The sequence below is a fragment of the Xanthomonas sp. 3793 genome, from assembly GCF_024806835.1.
GTDB classification, from domain to species: domain Bacteria; phylum Pseudomonadota; class Gammaproteobacteria; order Xanthomonadales; family Xanthomonadaceae; genus Xanthomonas; species Xanthomonas arboricola_F.
In genome coordinates this window covers 140,134-160,713 of record NZ_JANTYU010000002.1, presented here as the reverse complement: position 1 = coordinate 160,713, position 20,580 = coordinate 140,134, and the positions used below count along the sequence as shown (strand labels likewise).

The 20,580-nt window shown below is 66.5% G+C and carries 20 protein-coding genes, 1 tRNA gene and 1 other RNA gene; 7 read left to right on the top strand and 15 right to left on the bottom strand.

The features are described from left to right. Positions 1-26: 26 nt before the first annotated feature. The 8 genes from fabF to FHY18_RS07030 all read right to left on the bottom strand — a co-directional run bounded on the left by fabF (position 27) and on the right by FHY18_RS07030 (position 6,434). On the bottom strand, positions 27-1,262 hold the full coding sequence (fabF, locus tag FHY18_RS07065) for a beta-ketoacyl-ACP synthase II (RefSeq protein WP_259153094.1): 1,236 nt from the start codon (positions 1,260-1,262) through the stop codon (positions 27-29). A 141-nt stretch (positions 1,263-1,403) separates the two neighbouring features. Next, the gene (gene acpP, locus FHY18_RS07060; protein WP_002814322.1) at positions 1,404-1,643 is read right to left on the bottom strand and encodes an acyl carrier protein; all 240 of its coding nucleotides are present in this window, start codon (positions 1,641-1,643) and stop codon (positions 1,404-1,406) included. A 204-nt stretch (positions 1,644-1,847) separates the two neighbouring features. Beyond that, a complete protein-coding gene (fabG, locus tag FHY18_RS07055) occupies positions 1,848-2,591 on the bottom strand; it encodes a 3-oxoacyl-ACP reductase FabG (RefSeq protein WP_259153091.1) in 744 nt (247 codons plus the stop codon). Positions 2,592-2,673: 82 nt separating this feature from the next. Further along, positions 2,674-3,618, bottom strand: a complete 945-nt coding sequence (gene fabD / locus FHY18_RS07050; protein ID WP_259153090.1) for an ACP S-malonyltransferase — start codon at positions 3,616-3,618, stop codon at positions 2,674-2,676. Between the two features lie 104 nt (positions 3,619-3,722). Beyond that, positions 3,723-4,505, bottom strand: a complete 783-nt coding sequence (locus FHY18_RS07045) for a serine/threonine protein phosphatase (protein ID WP_259153089.1) — start codon at positions 4,503-4,505, stop codon at positions 3,723-3,725. A 60-nt stretch (positions 4,506-4,565) separates the two neighbouring features. Then, on the bottom strand, positions 4,566-5,543 hold the full coding sequence (locus tag FHY18_RS07040; protein ID WP_259153088.1) for a beta-ketoacyl-ACP synthase III: 978 nt from the start codon (positions 5,541-5,543) through the stop codon (positions 4,566-4,568). 89 nt (positions 5,544-5,632) lie between these two features. Continuing rightward, positions 5,633-5,827, bottom strand: coding sequence for a 50S ribosomal protein L32 (rpmF, locus tag FHY18_RS07035; protein ID WP_003483870.1), 195 nt, complete (start codon positions 5,825-5,827; stop codon positions 5,633-5,635). Positions 5,828-5,924: 97 nt separating this feature from the next. Continuing rightward, positions 5,925-6,434, bottom strand: coding sequence for a YceD family protein (locus tag FHY18_RS07030; RefSeq protein WP_259153951.1), 510 nt, complete (start codon positions 6,432-6,434; stop codon positions 5,925-5,927). Between the two features lie 109 nt (positions 6,435-6,543). Here FHY18_RS07030 and FHY18_RS07025 point away from each other — a divergent pair, with 109 nt between their 5' ends. Beyond that, positions 6,544-7,119, top strand: coding sequence for a Maf family nucleotide pyrophosphatase (locus FHY18_RS07025; RefSeq protein ID WP_259153073.1), 576 nt, complete (start codon positions 6,544-6,546; stop codon positions 7,117-7,119). 13 nt (positions 7,120-7,132) lie between these two features. Here the strand turns inward: FHY18_RS07025 and FHY18_RS07020 are convergent, their stop codons facing one another. Genes FHY18_RS07020 through FHY18_RS07010 form a run of 3 tightly spaced genes read right to left on the bottom strand, consistent with a single transcriptional unit; the run spans position 7,133 to position 11,810 of the window. Continuing rightward, on the bottom strand, positions 7,133-8,989 hold the full coding sequence (locus FHY18_RS07020; RefSeq protein WP_259153072.1) for a glycosyltransferase 87 family protein: 1,857 nt from the start codon (positions 8,987-8,989) through the stop codon (positions 7,133-7,135). Further along, on the bottom strand, positions 8,986-9,960 hold the full coding sequence (locus FHY18_RS07015) for a glycosyltransferase (protein ID WP_259153071.1): 975 nt from the start codon (positions 9,958-9,960) through the stop codon (positions 8,986-8,988). The genes FHY18_RS07020 and FHY18_RS07015 overlap by 4 nt, the downstream gene beginning before the upstream one ends. Before the next feature lie 8 nt (positions 9,961-9,968). Continuing rightward, a complete protein-coding gene (locus FHY18_RS07010; protein ID WP_259153070.1) occupies positions 9,969-11,810 on the bottom strand; it encodes a glycosyltransferase family 39 protein in 1,842 nt (613 codons plus the stop codon). 36 nt (positions 11,811-11,846) lie between these two features. Between FHY18_RS07010 and FHY18_RS07005 the strand changes: the two genes are divergently transcribed. Genes FHY18_RS07005 through FHY18_RS06990 form a run of 4 tightly spaced genes read left to right on the top strand, consistent with a single transcriptional unit; the run spans position 11,847 to position 16,234 of the window. Continuing rightward, the gene (locus tag FHY18_RS07005; RefSeq protein WP_101363571.1) at positions 11,847-12,800 is read left to right on the top strand and encodes a MoxR family ATPase; all 954 of its coding nucleotides are present in this window, start codon (positions 11,847-11,849) and stop codon (positions 12,798-12,800) included. Positions 12,801-12,805: 5 nt separating this feature from the next. Beyond that, positions 12,806-13,762 carry a DUF58 domain-containing protein gene (locus FHY18_RS07000; protein WP_259153069.1) on the top strand — a complete coding sequence of 319 codons (957 nt, stop codon included), beginning with the start codon at positions 12,806-12,808 and terminating at the stop codon, positions 13,760-13,762. Next, positions 13,755-15,704 (top strand): DUF3488 and transglutaminase-like domain-containing protein, encoded by a 1,950-nt coding sequence (locus FHY18_RS06995; protein ID WP_259153068.1) that lies wholly within the window; start codon positions 13,755-13,757, stop codon positions 15,702-15,704. Before FHY18_RS07000 ends, FHY18_RS06995 begins: the two co-directional genes overlap by 8 nt. Next, positions 15,701-16,234, top strand: coding sequence for a Slp family lipoprotein (locus FHY18_RS06990; RefSeq protein ID WP_259153067.1), 534 nt, complete (start codon positions 15,701-15,703; stop codon positions 16,232-16,234). Before FHY18_RS06995 ends, FHY18_RS06990 begins: the two co-directional genes overlap by 4 nt. A gap of 286 nt (positions 16,235-16,520) precedes the next feature. Here the strand turns inward: FHY18_RS06990 and FHY18_RS06985 are convergent, their stop codons facing one another. The 4 genes from FHY18_RS06985 to dnaX form a co-directional block, all read right to left on the bottom strand. Continuing rightward, positions 16,521-16,871: a histidine triad nucleotide-binding protein gene (locus FHY18_RS06985; RefSeq protein ID WP_058562265.1), complete on the bottom strand. Its 351-nt coding sequence runs from the start codon at positions 16,869-16,871 to the stop codon at positions 16,521-16,523. Between the two features lie 115 nt (positions 16,872-16,986). Then, positions 16,987-17,580, bottom strand: coding sequence for a recombination mediator RecR (gene recR / locus FHY18_RS06980; RefSeq protein WP_259153064.1), 594 nt, complete (start codon positions 17,578-17,580; stop codon positions 16,987-16,989). Positions 17,581-17,666: 86 nt separating this feature from the next. After that, positions 17,667-17,987, bottom strand: a complete 321-nt coding sequence (locus tag FHY18_RS06975; protein WP_005913896.1) for a YbaB/EbfC family nucleoid-associated protein — start codon at positions 17,985-17,987, stop codon at positions 17,667-17,669. A 6-nt stretch (positions 17,988-17,993) separates the two neighbouring features. Then, positions 17,994-20,102, bottom strand: coding sequence for a DNA polymerase III subunit gamma/tau (gene dnaX, locus FHY18_RS06970; RefSeq protein ID WP_259153050.1), 2,109 nt, complete (start codon positions 20,100-20,102; stop codon positions 17,994-17,996). A 135-nt stretch (positions 20,103-20,237) separates the two neighbouring features. Here dnaX and FHY18_RS06965 point away from each other — a divergent pair. Beyond that, positions 20,238-20,330 (top strand) — tRNA-Ser (locus FHY18_RS06965). A 75-nt stretch (positions 20,331-20,405) separates the two neighbouring features. Then, an RNA gene (gene ffs / locus FHY18_RS06960) (signal recognition particle sRNA small type) lies at positions 20,406-20,502 on the top strand. Positions 20,503-20,580 lie beyond the last annotated feature (78 nt).

The following is a 20,580-nucleotide window of genomic DNA, read 5'->3' as shown; positions in this document are numbered from 1 at the left end:
CCATGCGACAGCGCAGACGCGCCGGCTCAGACGCGCTTGAACACCAGCGTGCCGTTGGTGCCGCCGAAGCCGAAGCCGTTGGACATCACCGCGTCCACCTGCACTTCGCGCGCCACGTTCGGCACGTAATCCAGGTCGCAGCCTTCGCTGGGCTCTTCCAGATTGATCGTCGGCGGGATGATGCCGGTGTGCAGCGCCATCACCGAGAAGATCGCTTCCACACCGCCGGCAGCGCCGAGCAGGTGGCCGGTCATCGACTTGGTCGAGCTGACCATGGTCTTGTAGGCATGCTCGCCCAGCGCGCGCTTCATCGCCAGCGTTTCGGCCAGATCGCCCAGCGGCGTGGAAGTGCCGTGCGCGTTGAGGTAACCGATCTGTTCGGGGTTGAGCTTGGCATCGCGCATGGCCGCGACCATGCTGCGCGCCGCGCCTTCGCCGTCTTCGCTCGGCGCAGTCATGTGGAACGCATCGGAGCTGGCGCCGAAGCCGACCAGCTCGGCATAGATGCGCGCGCCACGCGCCTTGGCGTGTTCGTACTCTTCCAGCACCAGCACGCCGGCGCCGTCGCCCAGCACGAAGCCGTCGCGCTGCTTGTCCCAGGGACGCGATGCAGCGGTGGGGTCGTCGTTACGGGTGGACATCGCCTTCATTGCACAGAAACCGCCGACCGAGCTCGGCGAGGAACCGCGCTCGGCGCCGCCGGCCAGCATCACGTCGGCATCGCCGTACTGGATCATGCGCATCGCCGTGCCGATCGAGTGATTGGAGGTGGCGCAGGCGGACACTGCCGAGAACGTCGGTCCCTTCAGGCCTTTGATCAGGCTCACCTGGCCCGGCAGCATGTTGATGATGGTGCTGGGCACGTAGAACGGCGAAATCTTGCGCGCGCCGCCCTCATGGAATTTGATGGTCTGCTCTTCAATGCCGAGCAGCCCGCCGATGCCAGAGCCGAGGATGGCACCAATGCGTTCGGCATTGCTTTCGTCGATCTCCAGTCCGGAGTCATCCAGCGCCATGAACGAGGCACCGACACCGTAGTGGATGAACGAATCCATCTTCTTGACGTCCTTGGCGGACACAAAAAGCGTGGGGTCGAAATTCTTGATTTCGCCGGCGATCTTGGTGGTGAACTGCGAGGCATCGATCTGCGTGATCGGGCCAATGCCTGAGCGCCCGTGGATGATCCCATCCCAGCTGCTGGCCAGATCATTGCCCAGCGGCGACACCATGCCCATGCCGGTAACGACAACACGACGACTCATTGCAGATCTCCTCACCACGGAACGGACGGTGCTTGCGGTTTGCGGGTGACGCTTGAAAAACACAGGGCCGCATCAGCGGCCCCATGGAATGTCTGACGCAGCAGCGGCATGACGCACGCCGCCGCCATCAGGAACAACGCATCAGCTCTTGACGTGAGCCTTGACGTAGTCGATCGCCTGCTGGACCGAGGTGATCTTCTCGGCCTCTTCGTCCGGGATCTCGCACTCGAACTCTTCTTCCAGCGCCATCACCAGCTCGACGGTGTCCAGCGAGTCGGCACCCAGGTCATCGACGAACGATGCGCTGGTGGTGACTTCCTCTTCCTTGACGCCGAGTTGTTCGACGACGATTTTCTTGACGCGTTCTTCGATGGTGCTCATTGGGGATATCGCTCCAGCTGGAGTAGTGGTGGTTCGAGTTTTAGGATCCCCGCACATGGATGTGCGGTGCTCCTGTGAGGGACTCACAAAACGCCATCGCCGCTGCGATGGCCGCGTTGGATAGTGTAGTGGAAGCGCCCGAGCCTTGCATTGCATCACAAGTCCCGGCCGATCAGCCACTTAGCGCCTCCCGGCGGCGCACGCTCACGGCATGTACATGCCACCGTTGACGTGCAGGGTCTCGCCAGTGATGTAGCGGGCAGTCGGGCCGGCCAGGAAGGCCACCGCGTTGGCGATGTCCTCCGGCGCGCCCAGATGACCGAGCGCGATCTGCTGCAGCAAGGCGGCCCTGGCCTCCTCCGGCAATGCCTTGGTCATGTCGGTGTCGATGAAACCGGGCGCCACCACATTCACAGTGACCCCGCGCGAGCCGATTTCCTTGGCCAGCGACTTGGAGAACGCGATGATGCCGGCCTTGGCCGCGGCATAGTTGGTCTGGCCGGGGTTGCCGGTCACGCCCACCACCGAAGCGATGTTGACGATACGGCCCTTGCGCGCCTTCATCATGCCGCGCATCACCGCCTTGGAGGTGCGGAACACGCTGGTCAGATTGGTGTCGATGATCGCCTGCCAGTCGTCGTCCTTCATCCGCATCAACAGGTTGTCGCGGGTGATCCCGGCGTTGTTGACCAGGATCGAGATCGCGCCGAACTGCTTGCCGATCGCATCGATCAGGTCATCGACCGCCGCAGCGTCGGTGACATTGAGCTCACGGCCGTGGCCGCCGTCGGCAGCCAGGCGCTCGCCGATCGCCGCGGCGCCGGAGGCCGAGGTCGCGGTGCCGATCACGGTGGCGCCCTGGGCGGCCAGCGTAGCGGCGATGGCCGCACCGATCCCGCGGCTGGCACCGGTAACGAGGGCGATCTCGCCCTGCAGAGGCTTGCTCATGAATGCTGTTCCTCGAGTGAAAAGCGCGCGACCGCAGCCGCGAACGGTGAGGGATGCCGGCAGGACCGGCAGGTGCGTCGAATCAGTGCGTCCACGCCTCGAGCGCGCCGGCATAATCGGCAGGCGTGGCCAGCGGACGGGCGTCCAGGCGCTTGTCGATGCGCTTGATCAGCCCGCTCAGCACCTTGCCGGGGCCGCATTCGGCGATCCGGGTGATGCCCTGAGCGGCCAGCGCCTGCACGCAGCCGGTCCACTGCACCGGCAGGTACAGCTGCTCGGCCAGCGCCTGGCGAATCGCCTCGCTGCCGGTATGCACGCGTGCATCGACGTTCTGCACCACCGGAATCTGCGGCGTCTGCCAGCTCAACCCGGCCATCGCTTCGGCGAGCTGATTGGCGGCATCGCGCATCAACGGCGTGTGCGAAGGCACGCTCACCGCCAGCTTGACCGCCTTGCGCACGCCGCGCTCGGCCAGCAAGGCCAGCGCACGGTCCACCGCCGCCGCGTCGCCGCCGATCACGATCTGACCGGGCGAATTGAAATTGGCCGGCACCACCACCTGGCTGCCGGCCGCCTCGGCGCAGACCTCCATCACCAAGGCATCTTCGGCGCCCAGCACGGCGGCCATCGCACCGACACCGGCCGGCGCGGCGGCCTGCATGAACTGCCCGCGCAGGCGCACCAGGTGCGCGCCGTCGTGCAGCGACAAGGCACCGGAGGCCACCAGCGCGGTGTATTCGCCCAGGCTGTGCCCGGCCAGCAAGGCCGGTCGCGCACCGCGCTGCACAGTCCACAGCCGCCACACCGCCACGCCCGCCGCCAGCAAGGCCGGCTGGGTGTATTCGGTACGGTTGAGCATCTCTTCCGGGCCACCCTGGGACAGCGCCCAGAGGTCGACACCGGCGCCCTCGGAGGCTTCGGCGAAGGTTTCGCGGATCTGCGGATGCAGCTCGGACAGCTCGGCCAGCATGCCCAAGGACTGCGAGCCCTGACCGGGAAAGACGAAGGCGAGAGTGGTTTCGGTCACGCGTTGCTGCCTGCAAAAATCGAGCCGGGATGATACGTGCGAAATCGCCCCGGCGTCTGTACTGCCGCGTATGCAAGGCCCGGCCAGCGCGACCGCGGGGACACCTACAGCAAGGCGTTGAGCAGATCCATTTCGCCATCGGCCAGCCAGTCCACGCACATCACCAGTACCAGCAAGACGCCGAGCGAGGTCGCCGCGTGGATGGCCAGGATGGCGCGCGCCAGCGCCCCCGCGGAGCGGCCCAGGCGACCGGTGAGCTGCGCAAACCGCTGCAGGCGCCCGGTCACCACATGCGCATGCGCCGCCACCGCCGGGCCGGCCGCATCGAAGGCGCCCGTCATCAACCGCTGCAGCACCTCGCGGCGGCCGCGGTAGTACTTGGCCACGCCGTAGCCGAACACCAGCCAGTCGCGCGCCTGCGCCTGCGCCAGGTCCATCACTTCCAGCGGGTCTTCTTCGAAATCGATGAAGCCGACCGCCTGCCCGTCGAAGGTCATGTTGCGCGGAAGCGGCTGGCCGAAATACGCGCCATCGCGATGGGCATCGGCAATGGCGGCCACCGCCAGCGCGATCAGCCGGTCGCGCTCGGGCGCATCGGCCTCGCGCAGGCAGCTGGCAAAGGAGCGGCCGTTGTCGCTGAGTACCAGGGCCGCCTGCCCGCAACCGACCACGCGCGGCACATTCACCGCTTGCGCCTGCAGTTCGCCGAGCCGGCGCGCTTCCAGATCGCGCGCAGCATCGCCGCCACGGTGCGGCGGTGGACGCAAGGCGTGCAGGCCCCAGCGGCGGGCGACGAAGTTGAGTGCTCCGAGCGAGACCGCCCGGCTGTCGCGGCGGTACTGCTTCAGCCAGACGCGCTGTCCGGCGATGACGATGGGTTCTGCCATGACGGGTCCGTCCCTGACGCTGTCAGGCGCCGCCGGCGGACGCGGCGGCGCCTGTGGGACTCAATAGCGCAGCAGCGCCGAGCCCCAGGTAAATCCGCCGCCGAATGCTTCCAGCAGCAGCAATTGACCGCGCTGCACGCGGCCGGAGCGAACCGCTTCGTCCAGCGCCAGCGGCACCGAGGCCGAGGAGGTATTGCCGTGGCGGTCCACGGTGACGACCACCTGTTCCATCGGCAGATCCAGCCGCTTGGCGGTGGCTTCGATGATGCGCAGGTTGGCCTGGTGCGGGATCAGCCAGTCCAGGTCGTGCTTGTCGTAGCCATTGGCGGCCAGGGTCTCGTCGACCACCGAATCCAGCGCCTTGACCGCGTACTTGAACACGTCGTTGCCCTTCATCAGCAACGCGCCGCCACCGTTCTTGCCTTCGCCGAAGCCCACCGACACGCCCACCGGATCCCACAGCAGCTCTTTCTTGCTGCCGTCGGCATGCAGATGGGTGCTGAGGATGCCGGTCTCTTCGTCGGCCTTGAGGATCACCGCGCCGGCACCGTCGCCGAACAGCACGCAGGTGGTGCGGTCGGTCCAGTCGACGATGCGGGTCAGCGTTTCCGCACCCACCACCAGCACGGTCTTGGCATCGCCGCTGCGCACGAACTTGTCGGCCACGCTGAGCGCGTAGACAAAGCCCGAGCAGGCGGCATTGACGTCCATCGCACCGCACCCGACGTTGCCCAGCAGCGCTTGCAGCAGGCAGGCCGTGGACGGGAAGATCAGATCAGGCGTGGTGGTGCCGATGACGATCAGGTCGATCTCGTCGGCGGTGACGCCAGCCGCTTCCATCGCCTTCAGCGAGGCGAAATACGCCAGATCGCTGGTGGTCTGGTCGTCGGCGACGATGTGGCGTTCACGGATACCAGTGCGCGAGAAGATCCATTCATCGCTGGTGTCGACGATCTTGGACATGTCGTCGTTGGTCAACACCTTTTCGGGCAAATAGCTACCCGTGCCCGCGATTCTGGAATAGATCCGCTTGCTCATGCTGTTTCCTGGTGCAAGAGCCGCGGTGATTGGCGGCTCCGGAAGTATCGAGGGTCACCCGCCGGTAAAACTGCGGCGGGTGCCACGGATCAATCTTCTTGGACGGCCGACGACTTGGTCGCGATCACCTTCTTGCCACGGTAGTAACCGTCAGCGGTGATGTGGTGGCGCAGATGGATCTCGCCGCTGGTCGGATCGGTCGACAGCTGCTTGGCGGTGAGGGCATCGTGCGAACGACGCTGGCCGCGACGGGACGGGGTGACACGGGATTTCTGCACAGCCATGGGATTGCTCCAACTTTAGTTCGATAACTTGTCTGTTGAGTCGAACAGCACGCTCTACGCCCGCGTCGACCTGTCTTTCCGCCCTTAACAGCGGCGGTTACTGTTTCTTCAACGCTGCCAGCGCCGCGAACGGACTGGCCTTGTCTTGCTCTTCCTGGCTCGGCACCCACTCGGCCTCGACGGCTTCGCTGCCGGGCGCCATGGGCACCACCGGCACCGACAGCACCAGTTCGTCCTCCACCAGATCCGTCGCCCGCAGCATGCCGTCGTCGGGCACCAGCAAGGCTTCGTAATCGGGCGGCAACGCCGCCTCTTCGTCCTCGTCGCGGATCAGACCAAGACGCTGCCTGATCTGCACCGGATACAGAAAACGCTGCAAGGTGCGCTGGCAGGCCAGCGGCAGCTCGACATCGATGCTGAGTTCGACATAGGCGACCTTGAGCAGGGCGTCCTGATCGAACTGGAGCGAATAGACGCATTCGCCCTCGGTATCGACCAGACTTCCCTGCAAACGGGTCATCGCAGAGAGCGGGATGCGGCCATCGAAGCGCCTGCGCGCTGCGACCATCCGCCAAGCATCCAGCATTTCGGGTACGTTCGCGGACATAAGCCGCAGAATGTTAAAGACCCGCAGTAGCCATGTCAAATGCACCCATTCACATGTGCCGCACGACGCGCGGGCTGGCAGACTCCCCTGCCCGCCTCTTTCGACGTTCATGATGCCACGCCTGATCCTTGCCTCCACCTCCGTCTATCGGCGCGAGCTGCTCGGCCGCCTGCGGCTGGACTTCACCACCGCCCGCCCGGAGGTCGACGAGCAGGCGTTGCCGGGCGAAGCGCCGGGCGCGCTGGCAAGCCGCCTGGCTGCCGAAAAGGCCGCCGCAGTGGCCGCGCAGGCGCCCGAGGCCTGGGTCATCGGCTCGGACCAGGTTGCCGACCTGGACGGCCGGGCCCTGGGCAAACCGGGAACCCTGGACCAGGCGCGCGCGCAGCTGAGCGCCATGTCCGGGCGCGCGGTGCGCTTCCACACCGCCGTCAGCCTGGCCGGCCCCGACCGCCACCTGCATGCGCTGGATGTGACCGAGGTGCAGCTGCGCCCGCTGACACCGCTAGAAATCGAACGCTACCTGGCCGCCGAACCCGCGCTGGATTGCGCCGGCAGCTTCAAGTGCGAGGGTCTGGGCATCGGCTTGTTCGATGCGATCCGCTCGGAAGATCCGACCGCCCTGGTCGGCGTGCCGCTGATCGCGCTGGCGCGGCTGCTGCGGCAGGCCGGGTTTCAACTGCCTTGAGCTGTCACTGGTCTCATCGATCGAGCCTGCAGAACTGGTAGGGATACTCCCCCTGCCCGATTTGCGAAGAAAGCCTGCGACAGCTGGCCGGATCCAGTTTTACCCCATAGACAAGCAACTGTTGTTGCGCCTGCTCCAGCAGACGGCGATCGGCAGCGACCAGTTCCATCGCCTTATGCTCGGGAACGCGCAACTCACACAGTCCGGGCCGGGATGCATCGAGTTCGGCTCGCAAGCCATGCGCCATCAGCCATCGCAATTGGGTGCATTCCGGCTGAGTGCTCAATCCCAGGCGCCGCGCCCACCGATTCATCCGTTCCACGCGCGGACCCTGCTTGTCCTGCGTGGCATCCCATAACGCATACAGCTGCGGGCGCTCGGCCACCAGCGCGCGTACGCGGGCCCGATAGGCATCCGACTCGGCAAGGTTGCTGGCTACACCGACATAACGCGCCGCTGGCGCAAGCAACGCAATCCGCCATGCCTGCGGCTGATTTCCGACCAGTAACACGGTACTGGTCGCTGGCGCATCGATCGGTGGTGACTGCACCTGGATGCTGTGCCGTGCCCAGGATTCATGACCCCAGTCGTTCCAGCCTCCGAGCGCGATCACCGCACTGAAGAGCACCAGGCAGGCCGCCACCGTGCGGGCTTGGGCGGCGGCAAACAGCCGCTGGCAGCAGAGCCAGAGTGCCAACGGCGCCAGCAGTTCCAGCGCCGTTAGGTAGCGATGAATCGAAAACATACCCTGCCAGAGCAGATAACCCACGCCGACAAACACCAACAACGTAGTGGCCTGTGCATTCCAGCCGGGAACGGGCAAAGACCTGCGCCATAGCGCACGCCCCACGATTCCCAGCACGGCCAGATAAAGCAGCGCCCAGATGCATTGAAACAGCGCAATTTCACTGACCCGCCAGGGGTTGAAGGTCAGTACAAGCGGCCACGCCAACCATTCGCCCACACCACGCGGCAGCCAACGGGTATCACCGAGCGAGACAGGTTGCGCGAGCGGCGCGTGAAACACGCCATTGAACTGCGGAAACAAGGGATTGCCGAACTGCTCCCAGACCCGCAGATACCAGGGTGCGGCGATCAGGGCAAAGACCAGCAACGCCGCCAGCGCCATGCTCACCACGCCAAGCGCCCGTGCGCGCAGCCGTCCACCGGCGCAGAGCGCCGCACAGGCCAATGCCACTGCATAGGGCGCATTGGTCAACTTGCACGCCACGGCAAGACCAAGCAAGAGCCCGGCGAGCAGCCAATGACCGGCGGCAAGCGCGCTACCGGCCTGTTGTCGGCGCTGCGCGCGCATCACCAGTGCCAGCGCCGCCAGCAACGGTAGCGCGGTGCTCGCATCGCCCATGGTGTTGGCAAATTCGGAAAGGAATGCCGCGCTGCACAGGCCAGCCAGCGCCAACAGCGGGGCCAGGCGGGCGCGCTGGGAGTCTGCGTCCAGCACATACCAGGCAATTGCCGCCACCGGCACGAACACCATTGCATGCAGTACGCCCATCAACGCGCCGGCCAACGGCCCGGGCCAACCTGTCAGCAGCCCGTACTGGACGATATCCAGCGCCGGATTGAAGTAGCTCTGCAATTGCGCCGGGGCCAGATCCTGGGTCAGACGGCCGTGCCACCACGCATAGCCGTTATAGACGTGGTAATTGCGCAGGTCCCAGTTCGCATCCTGTCCAAGACACAACGCCACCAGGCCACCTAGCAGCGCAACGACGGTCACCGCAGCGACCACGTTGGCTGGGCGCCGAAAAGCGAAGCGGGGATCGGCCCAGTGCAACAAGCGGGCGATCGCGCGCGCCGGTCCGGATGCCGCAGCGCCGGCGTAGACGCGCGCGAGCAGGGCACTCATCGACGCCCCTCCGGCCCCAGCAAGGGCTCGGCAAGATAGGCCAGATGCTTGGCTTCGATGCGTCCACGGGTGACGGTATCCAGGATCAACCCGCAGGCCAGCAGCAAGAACCCCAGCAGCATCAGCGCCACGCACAGGATGGCGGTGGGAAAGCGCGGAACCAGGCCAGTCTGGGCGTAGGTTTCAAACAACGGGATCGCCAACCCCACCGAAGCCAGGGCACAGGCAATAAAGCCCACCGAGAAGAACAACAACGGCCGCTCGGCCTTGAACAGCTTGGCGATGGTGGTGAGGATGCGCCAGCCGTCGCGCCAGGTGTTCAACTTGCTTTGCGAGCCTTCCGGGCGCACGCCGTAGGCGGTTTCGACCTCGGCCACCGGCATACGCAACTGCAATGCGTGCACGGCCAGTTCGGTTTCGGTTTCGAATCCGTGCGCATGCGCAGCGAAGGATTTGACGTAGCGCCGCGAGAACACCCGATAGCCAGACAGCATGTCGTCGAAGCTGCGACCGAACAGCAGCCCCGCGCAACGCGTCAGCAACACGTTGCCGACGCGATGACCGGGCCGATACGCGGACTGCTGCTGATCGCGCCGCGCCCCGACCACCATGTCCAGGCGCTCGTCGATCAGCTTGTGCACCAGCACCGGTGCGGCAGCCGCATCGTAAGTGGCATCGCCATCGACCAGCACATAAATGTCCGCTTCCACATCGGCAAATCCACGCCGCACCACATTGCCCTTGCCCTGCAGCGCCACGCGACTCACCTGCGCGCCCGACGCCGCCGCGATCGCCGCAGTGGCATCGCTGGAATTGTTGTCCAGCACATGGATCGCCGCGCCCGGCAAGGCAGCAGCAAATGCAGCGACCACCGAGGCGACCGTCGCCGCCTCGTTATGGCAGGGCACCAGCACGGCGATTCGGATCCGGGGCACAGGCACGGGAGGGACAACAGTCATGGTGTCGGTCATTGCGTGATCTAAGGTGTGGAAACGGTGACAGGCTGCTCCCACCAGTCCTCGACGCTGCCGTCGCGGCCGTGCAGGCGCAGGCCCAACCAATGCGTGCCGGGTGGCAGCGCGCGCGTATCGAGCGTGGCGGAGAAGCCGACGTTGGGATGCTGCGGGTCGGTGGAGATCTTCCAGTACGGACGGACATCCATCGGGCTGCCGTAGTCGGCTCGCGCGACCGCACGGCCATCGAGGAGCAGCTCCACATCGGCCAGGCCGATACCGTCCTTGAACGCCCAACCACGCACCTGGACCTGGCCGGACACGCGCACATCCGGCAGCGGCGTGTCGATCCAGGCCATCGCCGGGGCGATGCACGGCCCGGGAGCGCGTTGCGCCGACAGTGCGAACAGCAGAAAACGTTGATACCCGTGATCGGTGGACACCACCGTGGGCGGTGGCAACGGGCCGACCATGTCGCAGATGGCGTGATAGCGCTTGAGCAGGTCGCGGTAACGCTGATCGCTGGGCGACAGCACCAGCAGACGTGGGCCATCGCGGCGTCCGTCGCTGAGCAGGCCCCATTGCTGCAATTGCGCGCTGCGCCCGTGCTTGTCGTTCAAGTCGGCACGCAATACCTCGATCTGCGCATCGTGCAACTGAAAACCAAGCTCGGCGCCCACCTTGAAGTTCTCTGCCAGCACCCGCGTGCCCGGCGGCAGCTGCGCCAGCTGACGTTTGACCGCGCGCGCCAGATCGTTCCAGCCGGCGAAATTGCGCGGGTAGTATTTTTCGCCGGCCGCATGCGCGCGGATCGACGGCACCGACACCGCCAGGTAGTAGCCGTAAGCCCCCAGCGTGCCGAGCAGCGCAAGCAGCCATGCGGCACGGCGCACCGGAAGCGGCCAACGCAACAGGATCACCGGCACCGCCACCAGCAACGCCAGATAGCCAGGCAGCGGCCAGTGGAAACTGATCCGCTCGGCATCGCTGAAGAAGCCGAGCACGAAGATCGCCACGGTCGAGATGCCGCCCAGCAATCCGAAATACCGCCATTGCGCGCGCGACCCGCCGCCGGAACGCGTGCCGGCCTGGGCCACCTTGAGCATGGCCCAGGCCAACAACGGCGTCACCGCCACCGTCTGGATCAGCAGGAACCACAGTCCGCCGATCTGGAACCGCCACGGATGCCGGTCGACCAGTTGAAAGCGCAGCCCTGCCTCGTCGTGGTCGGTATTCCAGAACAGCAGCGGCAGCCAGCTCACCGCTCCGACCGTCAGCGCCAGCCAGATGCGCGGGTCGCGCAGCACCGCACGCCCTTGCGGGATGCACAGCAGCGCGATGCAGCCCACGCCGATCACGCCGACGAAGCGGTAATGACTGAGCGCGCCGATCACCAGACCGATCGCCAGCTCCAGCGCGCTGGTGGCATCGACCTCGCGCAGCAGGCGTGCGCCAGCGTCCATGCACAGCACCGCTGCCAGGGCCATCGGCACGTCGGGCACGGCCAGGATGCCCAGCGTGGCCGACAGCGGCATCAGCAGCGTCAGGCTGCCGGCCTGCCAGCCCAGGGTGGAGCCAAACCAGCGGGTGGCGATGTGCGCAACCAGCCACGGCAGCAGCGCGGCGATGGCCAGAAACGGCAGGCGCAGCGCCAACAGGTGGTGGCCGCCGGCCTCCACACCCAGCCGCGCCAGCCAGGCGGTCATACCCGGCAGATCCGAATACGCCGCAGCCAGGTGCTGGCCTTCCTGCCAGTAAAACGCCTCGTCGACGAACAGCGGCAACCGCGCGGCAATCAACAGCTTGACGGCCGTCGCCAGTGTCCACAGGATCACGAAGGTGCGATGTGCGCGTTGGTCCCCCTGCATTGCCCTGTGCACTCTTCTTTCACCTACGGAATTGTGATGTCGACACCGCTGCGTTCCACGGAAATGCTAACCGATGCGCTGCGTCAATCGCTGCGGCGCGCGCAAGACCAGGTCAATTCGCTGCTGCTGGGCAAGGCGCAGGAAGTGCGGCTGGCGTTCGTGGCGCTGCTGTCCGGCGGACATCTGCTGATCGAAGACCTGCCCGGCCTGGGCAAGACCACCCTCGCCCACGCGATGGCCTCCAGCCTGGGCTTGGGCTTCCAGCGCGTACAGTTCACCTCGGACCTGTTGCCGGCCGATGTGCTGGGTGTGTCGGTCTACGATGCCGCCTCGCGCCAGTTCCAGTTCCATCCCGGCCCAGTGTTCACCAACGTGCTGCTGGCCGACGAAATCAATCGCGCCCCGCCGCGCACGCAGAGTTCGCTGCTGGAGGCGATGGCCGAACAACAGGTCACCCTGGATGGTGTGACCCACGCCTTGCCGGAACCGTTCTTCGTGATTGCCACGCAGAATCCGGTCGACCTGTCGGGCACGTTTCCGTTGCCGGACTCGCAACTGGATCGCTTCCTGCTGCGGCTGAGCCTGGGCTACCCCAGCGCCGATGCCGAGCGCGCGTTGCTCTCCGGGGTGGACCGCCGCGAGCTGATCGCCCAGGCCGCACCGCAGCTCAGCGATACCGACGTGGTCGCGCTGCGTGCGGTGGTCAACCAGATCCATACCAGCGACGCCTTGATCGGCTATGTACAGGCGCTGCTGTTGCGCAGCCGCCAGCATGCCGGGGTGCGCGTGGGCCTGTCACCGCGTGCCGGCATCGCGCTGCTGCGTGCCGCCAAGGCGTATGCGCTGCTGCTCGGGCGCGAGCACGTGCTGCCGGAAGACGTGCAGGCGCTGTTCGTGGCAGTGGCCGGTCATCGGCTGGTGCCGGAAGCAGAATCGTCCTCCGGGCCGGCGCTGGCAAAGGCGCTCCTGCACAGCGTGCCGGTGGACTGACACAGGTGCGTGCACTCTTGCGCGGCATCGGCCGCCGGCTCAGCCTGCTGGCCCGTCCGCGGGGAGCGGAAGCGTTGCCGATCGTGCTGGATCGGCGGCGCATCTATGTGTTGCCGACCCGCTTCGGGTTGTTCGTCACCGCCCTGCTGCTGGCGATGCTGCTGGGCGCGTTGAACTACAACAACAACCCGGCCTTGCTGCTGGCCCTGCTGCTGGCCACCGCCGGGATCGCCAGCAGCATCATGGCGCACCTGCAGTTGTCGGCGCTGCGCATAGAAGCGGTCTCGGCCGAACCTGTGGTGGCCGGCGAGCCGCTGCGGATGCGGGTGTCGTTGGCACGTCGCGATACCCGCGTGCGACGGGGGCTGCGACTGGACCATCTGCAAAGCAGCGGTTTCTGCTCGCTGGTCGAGCACGATATGGCCGAGATCGACCTGCTTGTACCTACCGAGCGGCGCGGCTGGCAGGACATCGAACGCATCCGGTTGTCCAGCACCCAGCCACTGGGGCTGGTGCGCGCCTGGTCGTGGGTGTGGCCGGAAACCCCGCTGCTGGCCTATCCCAAGCCCGAAGAACAGGGCCCGGCATTGCCCGAGGGCGCAGGCTCGCCCAACCAGACCCGCCTGCATGCGCAAGGCGAAGAACTGCATCAGCTGCGTCCGTACCGCGCCGGCGATGCGCCACGCACGATTTCCTGGAAGCACTCGGCGCGCCGCGACAGCCTGCTGGTACGCGAATACGAACAGCCGCTGGGCATCGAAGTCACGCTGGACTGGCGTGCGCTGCACGCACTGCCGTACGAACGCCGCATCGCGCGGCTTGCCCGCTGGGTGAATCTGGCCGAACGCGACGGGCGGCGTTACCGCCTGCTGCTGCCGGGCCAGCCGCCACTGGGGCCTGCACAAGGTCCGTCCCACCACCACCTGTGCCTGCGCGCCCTGGCGCTGCTTCCCCATGACTGAGCCGCCCCTTCCGATCAATCAGGCCAGCCGCGGCTGGGTGCTGGCCACCAGCTGGCTGGCCCTGGCGCCGCTGCTGTTGCAGTTGCCTGGCCTGCTTGCCACCACTATCGCGGTGGCCGCGGTCCTGGTCGGCGTGCTGAGCTGGCGCGGCACCGTGATGGCGCCGGTGCGGGTGTTGCTGGTGATCGCGATGCTGGCGGCGGTGTACTGGCAGATCGGCATGCGCTTCGGCCGCGATACCGGCTGCGCGGTGCTGGCGTCGATGCTGGCGATCAAGGCCTCCGAGCTGCGCACCTTGCGCGATGCGCGCAGCCTGCTCGGCTTTGCGTTGTTCGCCCCGTTCGCGGCGTTTCTGCTCGACCAGGGGCCGGCGACGATGGGGCTGGCGTTGCTGGCAGTGGTCAGCGCACTGCTCAGCATGCAGCGGCTGGCCGACGAAGAACATCGCACCAGCACCCCTGGGCTGCGCCTGCAGTTGCGCGGGATCGGCAAGCTGGTGGCCATCGGCGTGCCGCTGGCCATGGCCACGTTCTGGTTGCTGCCGCGCCTGAGTTCGCCGCTGTGGGGCGTGCCCGAGCGCGCGCTGTCGCGGCCCGGCCTGTCGGACAACATGTCGCCGGGCGAATGGATCGACCTGATGGCCGACGACAGCCCGGCGCTGCGCGTGCAGTTCACCGGCAAGGCGCCGCCGCCGCAGCAGCGCTACTGGCGCGGGCCGGTGATGTGGGATTTCGACGGCCGCACCTGGCAGCGCGCGCGCTGGACCGGTCGCGGACAACCCGCATCGGTCACACCCGGCCCGCAGACCTATCGGTACCGACTGGATTACGAGCCCACCGACCGTCGCCAGCTGGTGTCGCTGGACCTGCCGACCCAGGGCGTCGCCAGCGCCGAGCTGTCGCCCGATTACGAACTGTTCGCGCAGCGGCCATTGAGCGCACTGACCCGCTGGGAGCTGCAATCGGCGCCACCGGCACGTTTCGATACCGACCTGCCCGAGCAGTTGCGCAAGCGCGCACTCGCGCTGCCACCCAGCTTCAATCCGCGCACCGTCGCGCTCGCCAGGCAATGGCGGGCCGACGCCGGCAACAACGACGATGCCGTCGTGCAGCGCGCACTGGGGTGGATCACCCGCGAATTCGCCTACACCCTGGATACGCCACTGCTTGGCCGCAACAGCGTGGATGAGTTCCTGTTCCAGCAGAAGGCCGGGTTTTGCGAGCACTTCAGCTCCTCGTTCGTGGTGCTGATGCGTGCCGCAGGCATCCCCGCACGCGTGGTCACCGGCTATGCCGGCGGCACCTACAACGGGCTGGGCAACTACTGGGTGGTGCGCCGCATGGATGCGCATGCCTGGACCGAGGTATGGCTGGCCGGTCGCGGCTGGGTGCGGGTGGACCCGACTGCCGCCGTGGCGCCCGAACGCATCTACGACACGCTGGAAGATCGCCTGCAGACCGATGGCAACAACTTCGCCCAGCTCGGCACCTGGGCCGGCCTGAGCCAGGTCGGCGACTGGCTGCGCCGCGGCTGGAACGATCTGGTGCTGTCCTTCAATGCCGACCGCCAACAACGGCTGCTGCAGCCGCTGGGCATCGAGCGCCTGGAGCCCACCCAGCTGGCCGCCATCTTCGGGGTGTTCGCAGTCGGTGCACTGGCGTGGATGAGCTGGTTGCTGGCGCGCGGCGAACGCGAGCGTGATCCGCTGCTGCGTGCCTGGCATCGTCTGGGCCGGCGTTACGGCAAGCTGGGCCTTGCCCGCGAACCGCACGAACCGGCCATTGCCTGGGCGCAACGCGTCGCCCGCACCCACCCCGACACCACACTGTTGGCACTCAGCCAACGTTTCGCTGCCGCGCGCTACGCTGGCGCCGATTCGGACAGCGCCTCACTCCTTAAAGATCTGCAGCAGCATCGCCCGCGAACCGGAGTTTCCTCATGAGCACCCGCTTTCTTTTTCCCATTGTCGCTGTGCTCGGGCTCGCAGCCTGCGCCACCGCGCCCAAGCCGCTGCAGGGCCAGTTCCCCACGGTCAGCCCGAGCGACTCCACTGCCAGCGCACAACTCGGCACCTCGGTGCGCTGGGGCGGCAAGATCATCCAGACCAAGCCTGGCCAGGGCCAGACCTGCTTTGAGCTGATTTCGCGCCCACTCAACGCCAGCGGCCGTCCGGATCGCAATGCCGTGGATGCCAGCGATGGCCGCTTCCTGGCGTGCCGTGCAGGCTTCTACGACCCGGCAGTGTTCGAACCCGGCCGCGAAGTCACCTTCATCGGCAAGATCGAGGGCTACGAGACCACCAAGATCGGCGAGTACGACTACAAGCTGCCCAAGGTGGCGGCAGACGTGGTCTATCTGTGGCCGGAAGTGCGCGACGTGGACGTGATTCCGGCTTACCCGTACGGCCCGTGGGGCGACCCGTGGGGTCCGCGCTGGGGCGGCGGCTGGGGCTGGGGCCGCGGCTGGTGGTAAGCAATCGCTGAGTCAGCTGTGATGCAAAACGCCGCTCTTGAAGGAGCGGCGTTTTTGTTTCTGTGGCTAGGCCGTCGATACCAACGCGCTCGTGCTGAATCTGTAACCGCCGGTCCCGCGCTGCGCCCCCCCCTACTGTGACAGCGGCTGCACTGGCGCGAGTGCCTGCTGATGCGCATCGTCGTGTGGCCGCAGCAGATGGGCGATCGAGCATGCTCGCCCCCGGCCTATCCTTGCCACTCAACGACCGGTCCGCTCACATCGATGGCAATGCCCAGCGATGCCGTCAGGGCGTGCCGAAGCGGCCCAGCGGGGCACCGGCCAGCAGATGCAGATGAATATGGAACACCGTCTGCCCGGCATGCTCGCGGCAATTCATCACGATGCGGTAGCCGTCCTGCGCCAGGCCCTGCTCACGCGCGTATGCAGCAGCGGCGAGCGCCAACTTGCCGACCAGCAACGCCTGCTCCGGCGGCACATCGTCCAGGGTGGGAATGGCGTGCTGCTTGGGGATGAAGAGCACATGCACCGGCGCCTGCGGCGCGATGTCTTCAAAGCCCAGCACCTCGTCGTCTTCATAGACGATGGTGGCAGGGATTTCGCGACGGATGATCTTGCTGAAGATGGTGTCGGTCATGAGTCGGGATTGGGGATTGGGGATTGGGGATTGGCAAGAGCTTACCGCGCGCGCCGACCGGCTTTTGCCAATCCCCAATCCCGACTCTCCAATCCCGACTCTCCAATCCCCGCCCTCAAAGCACCTCACCGCGGGTGCCGAAGGCGTGCGACAGGGTGCCGCGGTCCACGTATTCCAGCTCGCCGCCCAGCGGCATGCCTTGCGCGAGCCGGCTGGGGCGCACGCCATGCTGGCGCGCCAGCTGCGCCAGGTAATGCGCGGTGGCCTCGCCCTCCACGGTGGCGTTGGTGGCGATGATCATTTCGGTGATTTCGCCGGCAGCCAGGCGTTCGCCGAGTTGGTCCAGCCCCAGCTCGCGCGGGCCGATGCCATCCAGCGGCGACAGGCGCCCCTGCAGGATGAAGTACACGCCGCGGTAGCCGGTGGCGTGCTCGATCGCCAGGCGATCGGCCGGCGATTCCACCACGCACAGCTGCTGACGATCGCGACTGCTGTTGGCACAGATCGCGCAGATCTCGGACTCGGTGAAGTCGCGGCACTGCACGCAATGCCCGACCTTTTCCACCGCATTGCCCAGCGCTGCGGCCAAACGACGCCCACCCTCGCGCTCGCGCTCGAGCACGTGGTAGGCCATGCGCTGCGCCGATTTCTGGCCGACACCCGGCAATACCCGGAAGGCCTCGATCAGTTGTTCGAGAAGAGAGGACATTGAGTGGCCGGGATTGGGCATTGGAGATTCGGGATTCGCAAATGCAGAAGCAAACCCCGCTTCTGGCGAATCCCTAATCCCCTCGCTCAGAACGGCAACTTCATGCCCGGCGGCAGCTGCATGCCGGCAGTAGCCGAACCCATGCGGTCCTTGGACTCGGCGTCGATCTTGTTGGAGGCGTCGTTGAAGGCGGCGGCGATCAGGTCCTCGGCCATTTCCTGGTCGGAGAGGATGCTGGGGTCGATCCGCACCTTGCGGCACTCCTTGGCCCCGGTCAGTGTCACGCTGACCATGCCGCCGCCAGCGGTGCCGGTGACTTCCAGCTTGGCCAGTTCTTCCTGGGCGCGCTGCAGGTTTTCCTGCATCTTCTGCGCCTGCTGCATCAATTGGGCAATGTTTCCACGCATGGGTCGTTACTCGTCGTAAGGGCGGATGGAATCGGGAACCACCCGCGCGCCCTGCTGCTGGATCAGCTGCTGCACATTCGGGTCGTTCATGAAGGCGGTTTCGGCTGCGCTCTGGCGCTCGCCTTTCTGCCGGTTGGCACGCTCGTGCAAGGTCTCGACATCGGCGCTGCCGGTTTCGATCACGATGCGCGGCGTGTTTCCTAGAACCGGCGCCAGTGCCTGCGCAAGGTTGGCGATGGAGCGCTCGGAGTTGAGATATTCGAAGCCTGGCGCCAACGCCAGCCGCAGCACGCCATCGCGATGGCCGATGAAGGCGGCATTGGCCGCGAGCTGGCGCGACGGGCCGTTCAATCCGCTACGGGTGACCAGCTCTAGCCATTGTTCGGCGTCGGCAATGCGGCCGTCGTCGATCAGCGTGCCAGACTCGTTGCCGGGTGCAGACACGGATGACGGTGCTGAAGCTGGCGACGCCTCGGCGGGCGCAGCCACAGAGGACGCCTCTGCAGCCATCTCTGCCGATACGGGAGCAGCGGCACCTGCAATCGTAGGCACGAGTTCGGGTATCGCCGTGATCGGCGCCGCGGCAGCGGCTTCCGGCGGCGGCGCCATTGCAGACTCGGGCGCAAGCACGACTGCCGTGTCGGCCACCGGCGCAGCATGCGTACGCACCGGCGCATCGTCCACCGCCCAAGGCGGCGTATCGTCGGTGCGCGCAGCGGCGGACGAGCGACTATCAGCCAACGCATCCGGCGCGGGAAGCACCACAACCGGTGCCGGTGCCGCGGCGACTGCTGCTGCCGTTGGTGTTGGTGCGGATGTTGGGATTGGTGCCGATGTCGAAGCGGACGTTGCCGTAGCCACCGGTGCCGCAGCAGTCCCTGCACCCGGTAATGCTTCAACCACTTCGACCGGCTTGGCAGGCACTACCGCCGCAGCCGTCGCCGGTGCCGCCGCCTGCACGCCCGCAGCGGCCGTGCGTGCGCCGCCGCCGGTGCTGGCGCCGCGTCCATCGTCGCTGCTTCCCGCCGGCACTGCCGCAGCGGGGCGGAATGCCAGCATGCGCAGCACTGCCATCTCGAAACCGGCGCGCGGGCTCGGCGCCAGATACAGATCGCGACGCCCGTTGAGTGCCATCTGGTACCACAGCTGCACCACTTCCGGTCGCAGCTGTGCCGCGAACGGCGTCGGGTCGATACCGTCGCCGACGAACGCCACCGACGGCACCAATTGCTGCACCTGCACGCGGTGCAGGGCCTCGGCCAGGGCTTCCAGCACCCCGCTCCAGTCCGGCGAAAATTCCGCTAGTGCTGCAACCACTTGCAGCAGGCGCGCGCCATCGCCGTCGGCCAGCGACTGCAGCATCGCCCCGACCTGGGTGCGGTCCACCGTACCCAGCATCGTGCGCACGACATCCTCGCGCAGCGCACCGCCGGCATAGGCGATCGCCTGATCCAGCAGCGACAAGCCGTCGCGCAGGGAGCCATCGGCCGCCTTGGACAGCTGCACGATCGCCGACGGATCCGACTCGATTTCCTCGGCGGTCAGGATCCGGGTCATCTGGCCCTGGATCTGGTCCTCGTCCAGGCGCTTGAGGTTGAACTGCAGGCAGCGCGACAACACCGTCACCGGCAGCTTTTGCGGGTCGGTGGTGGCGAGCAGGAACTTCACGTGTTCCGGCGGCTCTTCCAGGGTTTTGAGCAGCGCGTTGAACGCCGCCTTGGAGAGCATGTGCACTTCGTCGATCAGGTAGACCTTGAACTTGCCGCGCGAGGGCATGTATTGCGCGTTCTCGATCACCTCGCGCACATCGTCCACGCCGGTGTTGGACGCGGCGTCGATTTCCAGCAGATCGATGTAGCGGCCGGCATCGATGTCCAGGCAGGCCGGACAGATGCCACACGGGTCGGCGCTGGTGCCGGTCTCGCAGTTCAGCGACTTGGCGAAAATGCGCGCGATGGTGGTCTTGCCCACGCCGCGGGTGCCGGTGAACAAGAACGCGTGGTGCACGCGCCCGCTGTCGAGCGCGTTGGTGAGCGCGCGGACCACGTGTTCCTGGCCCACGAGCTCGGCAAAACGCTTCGGGCGCCACTTGCGGGCGAGAACGAGATAAGACATCGGGCAACCAGCTTGTTCTGAGCCGATATTGTGCCACGGCGCGTCTCACCGGCCGCGCCGGGAAGATTCAGCTTGTGGTACGGGCCGGCGACCGCTAGAATCTGCGGCCCTGTTAGACCCCGGTCGTACAGGTACGGAGAGGTGTCCGAGTGGTTGAAGGAGCACGCCTGGAAAGTGTGTAAGCGTCTAAACCGCGCTTCGGGGGTTCGAATCCCCCTCTCTCCGCCAGTTTCATGATTTGCGCAATGACACCAATGCCGCAAATCGCAGGGCCATGCCAGTGGCCCACGTCTTATGGTGGCCCCGTCGGTCCCTCGCGACGCTAGATCGAAAATCCCGCCAGGGCCGGAAGGCAGCAACGGTATCGATTGATGCGGGCGCCGAGGTCAACCGGCGGGGACACCACCCTACTTGTCTGTGCACGCGCTGGATCGACCCGGTCGATGTTCCAGCCACGTGTCGTTGCCTGCAGCGGCAG

Coding starts and splice junctions, on each gene's coding strand:
- fabF (WP_259153094.1), bottom strand. CDS start 1,262: ATGAGTCGTCGTGTTGTCGTTACCGGCATGGGCATGGTGTCGCCGCTG.
- acpP (WP_002814322.1), bottom strand. CDS start 1,643: ATGAGCACCATCGAAGAACGCGTCAAGAAAATCGTCGTCGAACAACTC.
- fabG (WP_259153091.1), bottom strand. CDS start 2,591: ATGAGCAAGCCTCTGCAGGGCGAGATCGCCCTCGTTACCGGTGCCAGC.
- FHY18_RS07045 (WP_259153089.1), bottom strand. CDS start 4,505: ATGGCAGAACCCATCGTCATCGCCGGACAGCGCGTCTGGCTGAAGCAG.
- FHY18_RS07040 (WP_259153088.1), bottom strand. CDS start 5,543: ATGAGCAAGCGGATCTATTCCAGAATCGCGGGCACGGGTAGCTATTTG.
- rpmF (WP_003483870.1), bottom strand. CDS start 5,827: ATGGCTGTGCAGAAATCCCGTGTCACCCCGTCCCGTCGCGGCCAGCGT.
- FHY18_RS07030 (WP_259153951.1), bottom strand. CDS start 6,434: ATGTCCGCGAACGTACCCGAAATGCTGGATGCTTGGCGGATGGTCGCA.
- FHY18_RS07025 (WP_259153073.1), top strand. CDS start 6,544: ATGATGCCACGCCTGATCCTTGCCTCCACCTCCGTCTATCGGCGCGAG.
- FHY18_RS07020 (WP_259153072.1), bottom strand. CDS start 8,989: ATGAGTGCCCTGCTCGCGCGCGTCTACGCCGGCGCTGCGGCATCCGGA.
- FHY18_RS07015 (WP_259153071.1), bottom strand. CDS start 9,960: ATGACCGACACCATGACTGTTGTCCCTCCCGTGCCTGTGCCCCGGATC.
- FHY18_RS07010 (WP_259153070.1), bottom strand. CDS start 11,810: ATGCAGGGGGACCAACGCGCACATCGCACCTTCGTGATCCTGTGGACA.
- FHY18_RS07005 (WP_101363571.1), top strand. CDS start 11,847: ATGTCGACACCGCTGCGTTCCACGGAAATGCTAACCGATGCGCTGCGT.
- FHY18_RS06995 (WP_259153068.1), top strand. CDS start 13,755: ATGACTGAGCCGCCCCTTCCGATCAATCAGGCCAGCCGCGGCTGGGTG.
- FHY18_RS06990 (WP_259153067.1), top strand. CDS start 15,701: ATGAGCACCCGCTTTCTTTTTCCCATTGTCGCTGTGCTCGGGCTCGCA.
- FHY18_RS06985 (WP_058562265.1), bottom strand. CDS start 16,871: ATGACCGACACCATCTTCAGCAAGATCATCCGTCGCGAAATCCCTGCC.
- recR (WP_259153064.1), bottom strand. CDS start 17,580: ATGTCCTCTCTTCTCGAACAACTGATCGAGGCCTTCCGGGTATTGCCG.
- FHY18_RS06975 (WP_005913896.1), bottom strand. CDS start 17,987: ATGCGTGGAAACATTGCCCAATTGATGCAGCAGGCGCAGAAGATGCAG.
- dnaX (WP_259153050.1), bottom strand. CDS start 20,102: ATGTCTTATCTCGTTCTCGCCCGCAAGTGGCGCCCGAAGCGTTTTGCC.